Below are 15,444 nucleotides of genomic sequence, written 5' to 3'. Positions count from 1 at the left end.
ATAAAGCGATGGAGGATGAAGCGAAATGAACCAGAAAACAAAGAATCTATTTAAAATGAGTGCCGTGGGATGTGCAGCAATGATCGGAGTGAGTGCAGTAAGCTTACCAATACATGCTATGGCATCTACACAACCCGTCACAAGCATCACCACTACTGCACTACCTACTGCTCAAAAGATTGCTAGTGTAAAAGTGCAAGAAAAAGTACTTAGTACCACGAGTAAGTACCTGACAACGAATATCAAAGTGCCGCAGTTATCGGGAATGCTAGATACGAAATATCAAGAAGAGTTGAATGATATCATTTTGTCTCATGCTGAAAAAGATCTGACTAAGTGGGAAAAGGATGCTGCGGAAACTGCGAAAAAGGCACAAGCAAATCATCAAGAGTTTCATCCGTACGACCTCTACATTAGTTACAACTTAAAGTCTGACGGCTCAGGTAATCCAGCTGGAGTTATTTCCTTGGAGGTTGTTACTGAAGGGTCAGAAGGTGGAACCAGCATGCCGCGAATCGATACTTATAATGTGAAGAATACAGCTGAGGCAGAGCGCGTTACACTCTCTGAACTACTCGGAGACAATTACAAAGAGAAGCTCGATGCCAAGATCTTAACTAAGATGAAGGAAGATCCTGAGAAGTACTTCTTAGATGAATACAAAGGGACTGCCGAGGAGCAGACATTTTATATTGAAAAGGGCAATTTAGTTGTCGTATTCCCTAAATACAGCATTGCCCCAGGTTATGTGGGCTCACCGGAGTTCAGTTTCAGCTTGAAGAATAGCGATACTACCATTACGAACCCGGAAGAAACAAAACCCAATAATGACGTCAAACTAGATTTACAGAAGGTTGCGAATTACACCAATAAGTCTGGTATTGCGATGGTGTCCTTGCGAGATGTAGCTCAGCAACTAAATTATGATTTGAAATGGAACCAGTCGACCAAAACGGCAGAGATGAGCAAGGAAGCGCAATGGACGAGTGTGTCTATCGGCAAGGATTCCTATTTCTTTGCGAAAATGGCTCCAACAGCATTAGGCGCTGCCCCTGAGCTTCAAAATAACAAATTATATGTGCCCGTCCAATTTGTCTCAGATATTTTACAGATTCAAATACTGCACTAATTGCACTTATGAACAAAGTAATGGCATCCCGTGGGTTATCCCTGCGTGGATGCTTTTTTATTTTCACATCATTTTCCACTGAAATCCTTAGAACTTTTCGCAGTCTCCACCACGTCCTGCCTATGAACAACAAATAAAGGGTAAGGACTGAAACATAATGAGTGACAACAAGAGGCTATTCAGAAATCAACACATGATAGGGAGGGTGTCTCCTATACAATCAACTGGTGGCAAGCGGTATATGCCCGGGATTGATGGACTAAGGGCATTGTCGGTACTCGCAGTCATTGCTTATCACCTGAATTTGAAATGGGCTCCAGGTGGACTACTGGGAGTCGGAATCTTCTTCGTCATTTCCGGCTATCTCATTACTGATCAAATCATTAACCATTGGGAGCGATATCGGAGTTTGAAACTTCTAGACTTTTGGATCCGCAGAGCGCGTAGGTTGCTTCCAGCCATGCTAGCTATGCTGCTGTTCGTCGCGTTATGGCTCTTGATCACGGATCCTTCTAGATTGAATGCATTAAAGGGGGATTACATATCTTCATTATTCTATGTGAATAATTGGTGGCTTATATTCCATAAGGTATCGTACTTCGAGAGCTTTGGGCCACCATCTCCAATCGGTCATCTGTGGTCCCTAGCCATAGAGGAACAATTTTATATTCTATGGCCTTTGATTCTCTTGATAGGGTTAACAATCGCACCTCGACGAGGAAGACTCATCACATGGATTCTTGCTTGTGCAGCTGCTTCAGCTTTAGCCATGGCTTTGATCTACGTACCAGGTACGGATCCAAGTAGAGTCTATTATGGTACGGATACCCGCGTATTTGCACTATTGATTGGAGCAGCTTTAGCTGTGCTATGGCCAAGTCATAGGCTTCAAGATACTGTTTCTGGAGCGGAACGTAATTTGCTTGATATTTTTGGCGGACTGGGGCTCTTTCTATTGATCGTGCTAATCTACCAAAGTAATGAATTTGCTGATTCACTCTACCGTGGTGGGTTTGTATTATTATCTTGCATTACTGCGATAGTCATTGCTGTACTCGCTCACCCGGCCAGCCGGTTGGGAAGGATTATGGGCTGCAAACCTTTACGATGGATTGGTGTTCGGTCCTACAGCTTGTACATTTGGCATTATCCCATCATCATTCTGACCAGTCCAAGTGGGAATGCTGACGGAGTTAGCGTTCTTCGCATCATACTTCAGTTGGCTGGGAGCTTTCTTCTAGCGGCATTATCCTATAAGTATGTAGAGGAGCCGTTTCGGCATGGGTCATTCAGAGCTTTGCGGCCAATAAAACTTGCGACTCGGCGTCATGTTGTCCGGCCTCTAGTTCTGATTGCAGTGATTCCGTTAATCCTTTTTCCTATAATTTTTAGCAATCACCAATTAAAGCCTGAACCGACGGCAACGATTGAAGCGGCCGATTTGCCAAATGACAATAAAGAACAAATAGAAACACCATCTCAAGATGAAGCTGTTGAACCTAACATAAAAGAAGAGAAGGAACCTGAAAAACCTTCAACACCTCCGGTAGTACAAGACACGACAAATGCAAATGCCGAGCAACCAGAATTCGTGGACACCCAATCAGGAAAAGGTATCACAGCCATTGGAGACTCCGTCATCTTAGATGCGGCTCCTTTTCTAGAAAAAATGCTACCCGGCATTGTGATCGACGGCAAGGTTGGACGACAGATGTCGCAGGCTCCAGAGGTCATTGATCGGCTTAAAGAACAAGGTCGACTGGGGAACCGGATCATCATTGAGCTAGGAACGAACGGCGCATTTAATAAAAAACAATTAAGAAAAGTACTTCATTCACTTCGTGATGCAAAGCAGGTTATTGTGGTTAATACGCGGGTTCCAAGGAAATGGCAGGATATCGTGAATGCTGATATCGCAGAAGTTTCCAGTGAATTTAGCAATACAACAATAGTAGACTGGTACTCAGCTAGTAAAGGCAAAGGCGATTATTTCTACCAAGATGGCGTGCATCTGAAACGAGAGGGTGCCAACTATTACGCCTCGATTCTAGTAAAAGCCTTGGAGTAAAAGAAACCATAACTTTTTTTCAGGTTACAAAACTTTTTCATGCACACTATACGTCATACTCCTGTTACAACACCAGAGATTATATAGAGAAGGATTGTCGACCATGTTGAATAGGAAAACTGAGAAATTACTTATGCACTGTATCACCGAAAATAAAGAAAATGTATATCGGCTCGCTTACAGCTATGTTAGGAATAAAGACGATGCGCTAGATATCGTACAGGACTCCATTTTTAAAGCCATGACCCATATTGATCGATTGAAAAATCCTGATGCGATGAAAAGTTGGTTTTACCGGATTGTCGTGAACACATCACTAGATTTTTTGCGGAGGAATAAGAAGGTCGACACGATGGATCACGAAATGATTGAAATCTATAGTCCGGGAACTGAGGATGTATACAGAGATATGGACCTAACAAGGAACCTCGAAGATTTGCCGTTGAAATATAGAAGTGTGATCATACTAAGATATTTTGAAGATTTAAAGATAGATGAAGTAGCAGAAGTGCTCAACGAGAACATAAATACGATTAAAACAAGATTATATCAAGCACTCCAGCTACTTCGAGTGAAAATGAATGATGAACCCTCAAAGGAGATAACGCAATATGAATAACAAACTTGAGCAGTTGCAAAGAGAGTATCATGAGATCCCGATTCCAGAAGAGCTAGATAGGATTGTTAATAAGTCAATTGAGCAATCCCTCAAGTTTAATAGAAGCAAAAGATCAACATATAAATGGTTAGCAAGTGCTAGTGCAGCGGCCTTGATTTTCCTAATTGCAATCAATGCCAGTACATCCGTAGCGAACGCATTGTCCTCTATTCCGGGTGTTGACCGGATCATCAAAGTACTTACTTTCAAGGAATACATTGTAAAGGAACCAAACTATGATGCCAATCTCAAGGTTCCAGCCGTTACGAATATGGATAACAAAGCCCTTGAACTTGGATTAAATAATAAGTACTTAAGTGAGAACAAGGCTCTCTACGATAAATTTCAGGCAGAAATGAATGAATTGAAGAAACAAGGTGGAGGGCATTTGGGGCTGGATACAGGCTATGAAGTCAAGACGGATAATGACCGTATTTTCTCCATCGGCAGATATGTTGTCGAAACTGCGGGCTCATCATCCATGGAAGTTACATTTGATACGATTGATAAACAGAACCAAATTCTTATTACGCTACCTATGCTGTTTAAGAACAATCAATATATCGAGCGGATTAGTGACAATATTAAAGAGCAAATGAAGGCTCAGATGAAAGCAGACCCTGATAAAGTATACTGGATCTCGGAAACCGACGATGATGTTCCACCGACAGAAGAATTTAAGACGATTGCTGAGGATCAAAGCTTCTATATCAATAACCAAGGCAAGCTCGTGATCGTGTTCAATAAGTATGATGTGGCCCCAGGTTATATGGGTTCAGTTGAATTTGTTATTCCAACCGAGGCGATTGCTGGAGATCTAGTTAGTGATAAATATATTCAATAAGGATAAAGGACGGTACCTTGAAGTCATTCGACTCTTAGGATACCGTCCTTTTGAATTTGCAAATATCGTTTAAGAATTAGATTTGTTGCGTGTTTTGGTGCTGAGATCATGTATTTGCTCATCCAGGACCGTACATGCTTTGCCTAAAAACTGCGTAATAAGTTCAAGCTCATCCGCTGTGTAAGAGGAAATGAGATTCATCATAGAGTTGTTGAGCGGCTCATACGTATTTTGAATCTCTTCTTTTGATTCATACTCGGGCACTATAATGACTCTGCGCCGATCAGTGGGGTCATTTTGCCGACGTACATAACCGATTTTTTCTAGTCGATCAACTAATGCAGTAATGCTGCCCGTAGCAAGTCCGGTTAATTTGGACAGCTCACCGGCCGTAATTGGCCCTTTTTCGTACAGGAGATCCACAGAGATAAAATCATTATTGTATAACCCAAGAGAGGCAGCTACATTTTGTTGGTACAGTATCGTTCGAGTTCCAAGTCCACGCATTAGTGTGACAAAACGTTCCTTGGGATCTGTAGTTTGGTCTTGTTGTTCGCTTGTCAAAGGGAATACCTCCTCTTAAAATAAAAATACCTCAATGATCAAGATATATAGTTACAAAGATATTTGATGTGTGAGTAATTAATCATGTTTATTCTAGCGAATTCATTCATAAATTGCAAAAGGATGTGCAATGTGGTGGAAATTTTATGAGATTTGTCGGTAGATATGGTATGTGGTCGGTCTTGGTTACCTTCATCGAGGCAAGGAATAGGAGGAATTTATCCCATAATATAGAAATTTTATCCCTTATGTAGTGAACTCTTTTTCTTGATAATGAAGGTGCAGGAAAAGCTCACTAACTAGAAGGGAGGATTCTATTTTTCTTAGAAACAACATTTCTGCAAACGCTATCTTTTTCTTATTAAAGGAGGAAAATCAAGAATGATCGTTAACCGTGTTGCGTTTCGCAAGTCATGGATTATCATTTTGATTACAGTGCTACTTCTGTCGCTTCCTCAGATTCTGTCAAGTAATATTCCCCAAGCTCATGCTGCCGTATCAAGTAAGACGATTGTTGGCTATTGGCACAATTTCGATAATGGCTCTGGTTTTATCAAGCTGCGCGACGTCTCAACCAAATTTGATGTAATCAACGTATCTTTTGCTGAACCTTCCTCAGGCGTCACCAATGGAACGATTGGATTCACTCCTTACAATTATTCGGATACTGATTTTAAAGCAGATGTTGCATACTTACAAAGCTTAGGTAAAAAAGTTATTATTTCTATTGGGGGTGCGAATGGACAAGTTCAACTTGCAAGCACAGCAGCTCGTGATAATTTCATAAACTCCGTAACGTCGATCATTGAGAAATACGGCTTCGATGGGCTGGACGTCGATTTCGAGGGGCATTCGCTCTTTTTGAATTCAGGAGACAGTGACTTCAAGAACCCGACAACACCAGTTATCGTGAACTTGATCTCGGCATTACGAACAATTAATGATCACTTTGGCACAAATAATTTTTATCTGACAATGGCGCCTGAAACATTCTTTGTTCAGTTAGGCTACAGCTTTTATGGTGGTAGCTGCATCAGCTGTGATAACCGTGCTGGAGCCTATTTGCCTGTTATTTATGCTACTAGAGATATTCTTGACTGGTTGCAAGTGCAGAACTATAATTCTGGTCCGATCACTGGACTTGACGATCAGTATCATAATATGGGTACGGCGGACTTTCATGTCGCAATGGTTGATATGCTACTGACTGGCTTTCCGATAGCCAAGAATCCCAACAATGTCTTCCCAGCACTTCGTCCGGACCAAGTCGTAATAGGTTTGCCAGCTAACGTTAATGCAGGTGGTGGTTTCACATCTGTAGCCGAAGTGCAAAAAGCACTCGATGCATTAATCAAAGGCATACAGTTGTCGAGCTATAAAACTCGAGGTAGTACAACCGGTTACCCCGAATTACGTGGATTAATGACATGGTCAATCAACTGGGATAAGTTCAATAATTTTGAATTCTCTAACAGCCACCGTGCTTATTTAGATGCACTGAGTCCACCGGTTCCGGATACGCAAGCTCCGACAGTTCCAACGAATGTAGGAGTAGTCTCTAAATCCACAACTAGTGTTAATTTGAATTGGACTGCATCAACGGATAATGTTGGTGTAACAGGTTATACGGTCTTTTATGGCTCTCAATCTGTTAATGTAACGGAAACTAATGCAATGATAACTAATCTAGTTCCAGATACCACCTATGTATTTACTGTCAAAGCCATAGATGCCAAAGGAAATCAATCTATAGCTAGTACACCGCTCACTGTTAAAACAGATCCCATCAACACGGGAAGTGATTTAACGCCTCCTTCCACGCCGGGAAACGTACAAGTGACAGCCAAATCAACAACTAGTGTTACTTTGACCTGGACTGCATCTACGGATAATGTAGGTGTAACTGGTTATACAGTTACTTATGGAACAAACACAATTCATGTGAATAACCCGACTGCAATAATAAATGGTCTAAATGCAAATACAAGTTATCAGTTCTTCATTACAGCTCAAGATGCTGCTGGTAATGTCTCTTCAAGTGCAAGTATTAGCGTTACAACTGACGCACCAAGTGGTGCACCAGCATGGGCAGCCAATGTCAGCTATAAGGTAAATGATGAAGTAACTTATGGTGGGAAAACCTACATTTGTCGTCAACCGCATACATCACTACTTGGCTGGGAACCTTCTAACGTTCCTGCACTTTGGTTGGTGAAATAAAGCTCACTGTGAGTGGACCATAGTATATATACTAACAATCTCCCCTGCATCGGCTAATAACCGAGTGGGGGAGACTTTTTAAAATAACAAATCCCTTTAAGCGTCCTATGTAAGTTTCTTTTTGCTCAACCGACCACGGAAAAGGAGAATGATTAAATAATACACCGGAATACAATTAACTATTATCCAAAAAGCAATGAAACCAAGTTCACTGCTTTGACTCTGAAAGCTAGTGATATTCCGGGAAAACTGAAATGCAGCTACAGTGGCTGTACCTACCAGTAAAGTAATCAGTGGCTTCCTTTCCTTAATCTTGAGAAGGCGACTTAAACATGAGACGGCAACATAGATCAGAAAAGCATCATGAATGATCAAGGATGATGCCCATAATCCAATGAATAAGGGATCTGCATTGCCGACAAGTCCTTCAGAGGATGTACTCAGGATTAATTCAAGAATAGGGTACTTAAGTTTACTTCCGTAATGAGGACCAAAGTTGAGTAGTACGAGTAACCAGGTCAACAAGACAGCAAAAGTCACGAGTAGATTCGACAACATAAGATATCTAAGTATCTTCTTATCAAATGGATAGTGCGGCATAATGAACAGGAATATGAACCATTCCCCGATCCAGGAAACTACACCTAAGGCATCTTTATATACGTTTCGAAAGTCATGATGAGTTACCAATGCTGGCAGCATTTGAAGATTAGCATCTCTTGAGAATATAACTAATAAGAAGATAATCCCAAGAAGGGTTATTATAAATGCTCCGTCGGCAATATATACCAGTGTAGAGAATCCCCAACGGACCGTTACCCAAATCACGATTCCAATTATGAATTGTAGAAACCAAGGTGGAGTCTCCCTCATATAGATTGTCCCATAAAATAAAGTAAACTGTTCGATGTCAAATGAGACGTAATAAACACCCCAGAATACCAACAAGAGAAGAACTACTCGATGCCCCCACTTACCGTCCATTTTCTCTCCGAATTCTACCCAGGATTGTCCCGACATCAAATTACCCAATTTGTAAGTACAGAGGACTAATATCATATTAAGGTCACCACCAATTACAAGCTTGGGGATACGGGTTCCTGCTTCGCGTAGACCTTCAAAGGTCAGTTTCATAATTAAAGCTTCGGTTAAAGCAGAGAATGGAATGTTCTCACGAGCTGACGCGATCGTCAAGAGCAGATCAGTCGGGATCATCTCCGTCTGGAAGGTTGTAATCGTTACATAAAGCGATGGAAGAAGCATGGAGATAGCCGCAAAGAACATTCTAATCAGTCGAATCCAACTGGCCGCCAAATAACTTTGGTAATAATCCTCTGATGATTGCATGAGAGAGAATAGAGTCACAGGAACTAGAAGTGCTAATGGTGTACCATCCTGTAAAATTCCAGCCCTTCCTTCAAGCAGCGAAGCTGTTCTAAGACCGATTCTTTGATTATGACATAGGCAATCCGTTCCTGCATTGGATGAACATTAATGATGGAATCTTTATAAATAAGAACAAGCGGATGTCCATGAATGAGAAAGTTCTGATATACGACGTCTTTGTTTGCTGCCAGCTGCTTTTTAATTTGCTCAATCATTGTTATTCTCGTAGTCAATTACTTCACAGATCCCGATCAATCAAGTATGTTGAATACAGAATTCCGGAAAATATTTGAAAATATACAAAAGAAATGAGGTGAATGGGGGCTTTAAAGTAGTTGTTTTGAAAATGTATATATAATTGTTAATATATAATAGACATTAATCTAATCTAGTTTTTCTTGACCTAGGTTATAAATAGAGACCATAAAAAACACTATATTATTAATTCACACTAATAGGAGGCTGAATATGAAAATAACTAAGGTCAAATTAAATGATGTAAAAATTGCCGTTATAAATAGCAGTGAAATATTGATAAGGGATGTTCAGTCGGCATTAGATTTGATTGCAACCGTAAATTATGAAGCTGGTTGTGATCGAATTATTCTGGAAAAGGCAGCCGTCCATGAGGACTTTTTTAACTTAACAACACGCCTTGCAGGAGAAATATTACAAAAGTTTATAATTTACCACGTGAAAATTGCGATCGTTGGTGATTTCTCTGAGTATTCAAGTAAGAATTTCAAAGACTTTATCTATGAGAGCAACAAAGGGAAGGACATCTTTTTCTTATCGAATGAACAACAAGCTCTTGATAAATTGAGCACTAGTTAACTCTGAAAATGAGGGGGGATGTTGAGTGTCAGATGGTTTAAAGTACGATATTGTTTACCCAATGGCAACCATTCCTGGAGGTGAGATAGAGTTAAGGGACGATAGAACAAAGCAGAAATGGAAAGTTGAAATAAAACCGTTCCTGCTTGCCCAGTTCCCTGTAACCATGGAGTTATATTTAGCAATTACGAAAAAAACAGCAATTTCTTCCGACGGAATTCAAAAGCCGGTTGTGAATATTTCATGGAATGAGGCCATCTCTTTTTGTAATTTACTTTCTAGGAGTGCTGGATTACAAGAGTGTTACTCCATAAGTAATGATGGTGAAGAAATCCTTTGTGATTGGGATGCAGACGGCTATCGTCTTCCTTCAGAAGCAGAGTGGCAATATGCATGCAAAGCAGGTACTACTGGATATAGATACGGTGAGATTGATAAGATTGCCTGGTATGAGGAAAATTCCGGAGGAGAAATACATAAAGTTGGAGGAAAGGAGCCGAATGCATGGGGGCTCTATGATATGTTAGGGAACGTATGGGAGTGGTGCTGGGATCTATATGATGAGAAAGTGTATGGCTCCTACCGGATATTTCGTGGTGGCAGCTGGGCAGAAGAGGCCAGGGGATGTGGGGCTTCTTGTCGTCGTCGCAGCCACCCAACCTTTTACATAGATGATCTTGGGTTTCGGCTAGCCCGGTCTAGTGATAAATATATTTAATAGATGAAGTTGGAGGGTTTGATATGACTATAAGCTTACAACCATACAAAGACGAAACTGATGATTTGATCACGTTCCTGACGGGACAGATATGGCCTTTCCACGGAATCGCGACAATGACGGAAACGATCGTGCGCGAACAGATCGAGAATGGTCGATATGATTCAGGTACTGAGCAAAAGACGTTCTGGATCATCAAAGATGACTCGGAGAAGGTCGGCCTACTTCGGGTCTTCGATCTCGAAGATCCAACACCTTTGTTTGATATTCGAGTTGGACAGCAGCATAGCGGCCAAGGATACGGCTTACAAGCTGTTAACAAGCTAGTTGAGTATATTTTCACGAATTACGACGACAAAATCCGCATAGAAGGCAATACACGGGCCGACAACTTCGCCATGCGCAAGACGTTTCACAACGCTAGTTTTGTGAAAGAAGCAGTGCACCGTAAATCTTGGCCTTCGGAGGATGGGAGGATCCACGACTCCATAGGGTATGCGATTCTTCGCAGTGATTGGATGGAGGGAGCAACCACACAGATTGACTGGGACGATTTCCCTTATTAAGATCGGGAAGTTTCATCAAACGATTCCATCGAATTGATTAAATTCATTCAATAATATACGGTTATAACAAAAGACCTCGTGAACCCTTAATAGGGTAACGAGGTCTTTTGTTAGTCAAATAAACATTCCGGTACTATTTCTCAGTAATCTTAATTTCCTTAATCTGAATGGTTTCAGTTGGTGAACTCATTTCACCACTTATACCTACTTCCACTGGGGTAGCAGCAATTTCCTTCACGACATCCATTCCATCTGTAACCTTACCGAAGATTGTGTAATTCGGTTGCATATTCAATGAGGTACTATCGTCACCAGTACAGATGAAGAACTGGCTTCCGTTCGTATCTGGTCCAGCGTTTGCCATAGCTACAATTCCAGGCTCATATTGATAGCTTGTCTTCTCATCTTCGAAGGAGTATCCAGGACCACCCATGCCAGTTCCTTCTGGATCCCCAGTCTGTATCATAAAGGTTTCTATAATCCGGTGAAAGATCACATCTTTATAGAAACCTTGTTTAGATAAGAAGACAAAGTTATTGACTGTCTTTGGAGCGTCTTTCGCGTACAGTTCGATGGTGAAGGTTCCTTTAGACGTCGTGACTTCAGCTTCATAGGACTTAGTACTGTCGATTTCCATAGCTGGAGGACTGTCCCAGCTCATGTGAGTTGGTGTTGGTGTCGGTGTTGCTGGTTCCGGTGTCGGTGTCGGCGTTGGTTCAACAGGTGTTGTCTGTTCTGTCGTATTCCCCGCTGTTTGGTCTGTTTCAGTGTTGTACTTCTTACCGCAGCCACCTATCATGAGAGCCGCAGATAATAGGAGTATTAACGGTAATACTACATACTTCTTTTTCATAAATCCTTGTTCCACTCCTTTATATGATCTTGTCTAATCATACCGATATTATGTTGAAAATTCCACTTTTATGTCGATTAATACACTTTTCCTCCGTACGCAACATAAAAAAAAGCATCTCTCCAAGTTTCTGCTTGAGGAGGTGCTTTTCTGTTTGTAAACGTTTGATGACAACCGAACAGCAATTTTACATTATTTAACCCGTAAATTCCTGAACCCATTCATTATTATAGAAGGCTATACCGATATGAGTATAACTACTATTCAGAATGTTCGCTTTGTGCCCTGGGCTATTCATCCAATCTTTCATAACTTGAGTAGGCGTCGTTTGACCATTTGCAATATTTTCTCCAGCTGTATTGTACGAAATTCCGAATTCATTCATCATATCAAAAGGAGATCCATGTGTTGGAGAATTATGATCAAAGTAGTTGTTATTATACATATCCTGTGCTTTGACCATGGCCATATTTGATAATTCTTCATCCATCGTTAATGAATTTAATCCAGCTTTGTACCTTTCGTCATTAACTAGATCCAGAACCTGCTGTGCAAATGCAGAAGAATCTGTTTTTCCATTCTGCACTTGTTCCGCTGGCTTTGTTGGTGCTTTTTGTGGCGTATTATTAGTCGGCGTTTGATTTACTGGATTTTTAGAAGGTGATTGAATGAAATCCAACCAATTCGAAGGTATTCCTTTGGCTTGATATGTTGATTTCCCAGATTTCAATGTTGCTGTCGAGGATGCCTGTGTTTTCATAGCATTTGGTGCTGTAGGGTGTTTATTTACCTGAGTCTGAGCTGGAATTCTTGTTGCTTTTGGAGTGATTTGCTTTTGTGACATATTACTATTGGAAGCGCAGCCTGTAACAAGGACAACTAATGCAAGTACGATGATTTTCTTCATATGCGAACCTCCACATTCCATGAAATTAATGTATTATCGGATTTATAATCTCCTGGTTGTATTTGTTTTATTCCTATGGAGAACTATTCGCGATAAGTTCGTAATTAACCAACGGATGTTCATTAATTGTTGTTAATGACCATCCGTTTGTGTTTTATAATAAAGATGGTTTTGGTAATTACAAAGGATGTGGAAAATAGTTGGAGACTATACTAATTGTTGAAGATAACAGAGATATAAATCTGATGCTGGCAGAAACATTGATCGATGCAGGTTATGAAGTGAAATCCATTTACACAGGAACAGAGGGTTTGAGCGAAATTCAAAACCATACCTATGATTTGATCTTACTAGACATTATGCTTCCTTATAAAAGCGGTGATGAGATACTTAAAGAAGTACGATCATTTTCCGACGTTCCTGTCATTATTATTTCTGCAAAGGATATGGTTGGTACGAAAATTGATCTATTGAAGATTGGTGCGGATGATTATATTACAAAGCCGTTTGACTTAGGTGAGGTAGTCGCGCGGATAGAATCCAATTTACGACGTGCTCATAAACAGATACATATCAATAAACTGTTTCAATATAAGGATCTATCGCTGGATGATAACGCGAAACGTGTTACAGTTGACGATAACGAGATGGAGCTTACGGCCAAAGAATATATGATATTGGAACTATTGATCAAGCACCGTGGCAAAGTGTTTACGAAAGCTAATCTCTATGAATCTCTTTGGCAGGCTGAGTATCTTGGTGATGATAATGCGATTAAAACACACATCAGCAATCTACGAACCAAACTTAAAAAAGCAAATCCAAATGAGGAATATATCGAGACTGTATGGGGGCTAGGGTATCGTTTATGCCACGAATAAATTATCTCTTTCTAGACACTTATCTTGCTGCTCTTAACCTTTTCTAAACCTCTGGGCATTACGCTTATATGTAGAAAGGATAGGTGAATAACAGTGATAAAACCAATTTTGAAAACAAATAACCTAACAAAGAGTTATCACGGTGCCAATGCCCTACATGAGGTCTCATTGACTTTAGAAGCTGGTAAAATATACGGCTTAATCGGACAAAATGGTGCTGGGAAGAGTACACTAATGAAACTGATATCCGGTCTAAGTTACCCCACAAGTGGAAGTATAGAACTATTTGGTCATACCGGTGAAAAAGCTTTACAGGTTGAACGAAAAAGGATTGGATGCATGATTGAGTCTCCCAGTCTGACTCCTAACATGACCGCCAAAGATAACCTGAAACTTCACAGGATCATGCGCGGGATTCCTAATCAAGAAGTCCAAGATGAACTGCTAGAGCTTGTTGGACTTACGAATACAGGTAACAAGAAAGCCAAAAACTTTTCGCTTGGCATGAAGCAGCGCTTGGGCATCGCCATCGCTCTCCTAAGCAGTCCCGAATTATTGATATTGGACGAGCCAATTAATGGGCTTGACCCATTGGGTGTGGTAGAAATCCGTCATTTGTTAAAACAACTTTGCGAGGAACGACAAATCACAATCCTCATATCCAGTCATAACTTGCCAGAGTTATATCAAACGGCGACTGATTATATCATCATTCATAACGGAGAGATTAAGCAGACGCTTACCCTAGCTGAGCTTGATGAATGTTGCCAGCATCATCTTCTGATAAGCTGCGACCAGCCAGAAAAGTTGGTTAGTGTTCTGGAAATTGAATTACATACTACGAAATACAAGGTAATGCCTGATAAAACGGTTAAGCTCTATGATTATCTAGACGATAAAGAACAGGTATCCAGAGTCCTCTTTGAACATGGGATTGTCCTTACTAACCTTTCTCATGAGGGAGATACACTTGAGAACTACTTTATCTCGATGATCGGTGGTGATCAGAATGCTTAATTTGATTACAGCGGACTTATTTAAATTGCGCAAAGCAATGGGAATTAAGATTATATTAAGCATCACAACGGTAAGTGCAGTTATTATGGCAGTGATGGCATATCTCATACCACAGGGTAAGATCGATGCCAGTATGACCGGAATCGGGTTCATGTTCTCTGATATCAACATGATTAGCATTCTCGGAGCTGTGATCGCAGGTATTTTTATTTGTGGCGATTTTGACAATAAGACCATACATGCTTCCATTTCAGGCGGTAGTAGCAGGGGGGCTATCATCGTTAGTAAGGCAATCGTATTCGGCGGTGCCTTAACGTTAATCTTGCTTCCTTATGTCATTGTAACGGGATTTGCTCTTAGCATAGGTTCCAAGTTTGACATGGGCTCCGTTGGAGTGGGATTCCTGAATCTATTGACAACAGAGGGTAGTACAACCTTTTCAGCACCAGAGATATGGAAGTTATTGGCTGTCATGTTGACCCTCTTGATCGTATACGCAGCACAATTAAGCATCTGTATACCACTTGCTTTTGTGCTTAAAAAGCCTGTCCTCGTGGTTGCTATTTATTATGGATTTTCTATTCTTAGTGCTCAATTGATTAGAATAAGCGAAAGTTCACCGATATTTGATACTATTTTCTCCTGTACACCATTTGGAGGTAACTACGCCTTTACGACATTGGATACCTCGGCGGGAGACATCATCAAAGCAATAGCTGCAAGTCTGTTATTTATTATAGTAATGCTTGCGATCACATATAGCGCATTCAGAAGAACAGAAGTAAAGTAGCAGAAAGGA

15 protein-coding genes and 2 pseudogenes are annotated in these 15,444 nt (G+C 40.7%); 12 read left to right on the top strand and 5 right to left on the bottom strand.

Annotated elements, in window-relative coordinates; translation table 11 throughout:
- Nucleotides 1–25 precede the first annotated feature (25 nt).
- From IEW05_RS09560 to rsiV, 4 genes are all read left to right on the top strand, one after another.
- Nucleotides 26–1,129 (top strand): stalk domain-containing protein, encoded by a 1,104-nt coding sequence (locus IEW05_RS09560; RefSeq protein WP_188538084.1) that lies wholly within the window; start codon nucleotides 26–28, stop codon nucleotides 1,127–1,129.
- A 157-nt stretch (nucleotides 1,130–1,286) separates the two neighbouring features.
- Nucleotides 1,287–3,197 (top strand): acyltransferase family protein, encoded by a 1,911-nt coding sequence (locus IEW05_RS09555; protein ID WP_505817882.1) that lies wholly within the window; start codon nucleotides 1,287–1,289, stop codon nucleotides 3,195–3,197.
- Between the two features lie 103 nt (nucleotides 3,198–3,300).
- Nucleotides 3,301–3,816 carry an RNA polymerase sigma factor SigV gene (gene sigV, locus IEW05_RS09550; RefSeq protein ID WP_188538082.1) on the top strand — a complete coding sequence of 172 codons (516 nt, stop codon included), beginning with the start codon at nucleotides 3,301–3,303 and terminating at the stop codon, nucleotides 3,814–3,816.
- Nucleotides 3,809–4,699 carry an anti-sigma-V factor RsiV gene (rsiV, locus tag IEW05_RS09545; RefSeq protein ID WP_188538080.1) on the top strand — a complete coding sequence of 297 codons (891 nt, stop codon included), beginning with the start codon at nucleotides 3,809–3,811 and terminating at the stop codon, nucleotides 4,697–4,699. The genes sigV and rsiV overlap by 8 nt, the downstream gene beginning before the upstream one ends.
- A 69-nt stretch (nucleotides 4,700–4,768) precedes the next feature.
- On the opposite strand, the gene IEW05_RS09540 is transcribed toward rsiV, so the two are convergent.
- Complete coding sequence (locus tag IEW05_RS09540) at nucleotides 4,769–5,206, bottom strand: MarR family winged helix-turn-helix transcriptional regulator (RefSeq protein WP_188540801.1); 438 nt, start codon at nucleotides 5,204–5,206, stop codon at nucleotides 4,769–4,771.
- A gap of 438 nt (nucleotides 5,207–5,644) precedes the next feature.
- Between IEW05_RS09540 and IEW05_RS26175 the strand changes: the two are divergent.
- Nucleotides 5,645–6,766: pseudogene (locus IEW05_RS26175) on the top strand (chitinase); the annotation flags it as partial.
- Entirely contained in the window at nucleotides 6,761–7,483 is a 723-nt protein-coding gene (locus tag IEW05_RS26170) for a fibronectin type III domain-containing protein (protein ID WP_444543950.1), read from the top strand. The pseudogene IEW05_RS26175 and the gene IEW05_RS26170, both read left to right, overlap by 6 nt.
- 105 nt (nucleotides 7,484–7,588) lie before the next feature.
- Here the strand turns inward: IEW05_RS26170 and IEW05_RS25755 are convergent.
- Both IEW05_RS25755 and IEW05_RS09525 read right to left on the bottom strand, forming a co-directional pair.
- Nucleotides 7,589–8,914 (bottom strand): annotated as a pseudogene (locus IEW05_RS25755) (GerAB/ArcD/ProY family transporter); the annotation flags it as partial.
- The gene (locus IEW05_RS09525; protein ID WP_188538075.1) at nucleotides 8,863–9,084 is read right to left on the bottom strand and encodes a hypothetical protein; all 222 of its coding nucleotides are present in this window, start codon (nucleotides 9,082–9,084) and stop codon (nucleotides 8,863–8,865) included. The pseudogene IEW05_RS25755 and the gene IEW05_RS09525, both read right to left, overlap by 52 nt.
- Before the next feature lie 253 nt (nucleotides 9,085–9,337).
- Here IEW05_RS09525 and IEW05_RS09520 point away from each other — a divergent pair, with 253 nt between their 5' ends.
- The 3 genes from IEW05_RS09520 (at nucleotide 9,338) to IEW05_RS09510 (ending at nucleotide 10,987) form a co-directional block, all read left to right on the top strand.
- On the top strand, nucleotides 9,338–9,703 hold the full coding sequence (locus tag IEW05_RS09520) for a DUF4180 domain-containing protein (protein WP_188538073.1): 366 nt from the start codon (nucleotides 9,338–9,340) through the stop codon (nucleotides 9,701–9,703).
- A gap of 61 nt (nucleotides 9,704–9,764) precedes the next feature.
- Complete coding sequence (locus IEW05_RS09515; RefSeq protein WP_188540800.1) at nucleotides 9,765–10,421, top strand: formylglycine-generating enzyme family protein; 657 nt, start codon at nucleotides 9,765–9,767, stop codon at nucleotides 10,419–10,421.
- A gap of 23 nt (nucleotides 10,422–10,444) precedes the next feature.
- Nucleotides 10,445–10,987 (top strand): GNAT family N-acetyltransferase, encoded by a 543-nt coding sequence (locus IEW05_RS09510; RefSeq protein ID WP_188538072.1) that lies wholly within the window; start codon nucleotides 10,445–10,447, stop codon nucleotides 10,985–10,987.
- A 133-nt stretch (nucleotides 10,988–11,120) separates the two neighbouring features.
- On the opposite strand, the gene IEW05_RS09505 is transcribed toward IEW05_RS09510, so the two are convergent.
- Nucleotides 11,121–11,840, bottom strand: a complete 720-nt coding sequence (locus IEW05_RS09505) for a peptidylprolyl isomerase (protein WP_188538070.1) — start codon at nucleotides 11,838–11,840, stop codon at nucleotides 11,121–11,123.
- A gap of 196 nt (nucleotides 11,841–12,036) precedes the next feature.
- Complete coding sequence (locus tag IEW05_RS09500; RefSeq protein WP_188538068.1) at nucleotides 12,037–12,747, bottom strand: CAP domain-containing protein; 711 nt, start codon at nucleotides 12,745–12,747, stop codon at nucleotides 12,037–12,039.
- A 200-nt stretch (nucleotides 12,748–12,947) separates the two neighbouring features.
- Between IEW05_RS09500 and IEW05_RS09495 the strand changes: the two genes are divergently transcribed.
- From IEW05_RS09495 to IEW05_RS09485, 3 genes are all read left to right on the top strand, one after another.
- A complete protein-coding gene (locus IEW05_RS09495) occupies nucleotides 12,948–13,628 on the top strand; it encodes a response regulator transcription factor (RefSeq protein WP_188538066.1) in 681 nt (226 codons plus the stop codon).
- Nucleotides 13,629–13,736: 108 nt separating this feature from the next.
- Nucleotides 13,737–14,645 (top strand): ABC transporter ATP-binding protein, encoded by a 909-nt coding sequence (locus IEW05_RS09490; RefSeq protein ID WP_308420396.1) that lies wholly within the window; start codon nucleotides 13,737–13,739, stop codon nucleotides 14,643–14,645.
- The gene (locus IEW05_RS09485; RefSeq protein WP_229753320.1) at nucleotides 14,626–15,435 is read left to right on the top strand and encodes an ABC transporter permease; all 810 of its coding nucleotides are present in this window, start codon (nucleotides 14,626–14,628) and stop codon (nucleotides 15,433–15,435) included. The genes IEW05_RS09490 and IEW05_RS09485 overlap by 20 nt, the downstream gene beginning before the upstream one ends.
- The last annotated feature ends 9 nt before the right edge of the window (nucleotides 15,436–15,444 follow it).

Source organism: Paenibacillus segetis, assembly GCF_014639155.1.
GTDB classification, from domain to species: Bacteria; Bacillota; Bacilli; order Paenibacillales; family Paenibacillaceae; genus Fontibacillus; species Fontibacillus segetis.
Note: the sequence above shows the minus strand (reverse complement) of the source record. Positions and strands in the feature narration are given on the sequence as shown.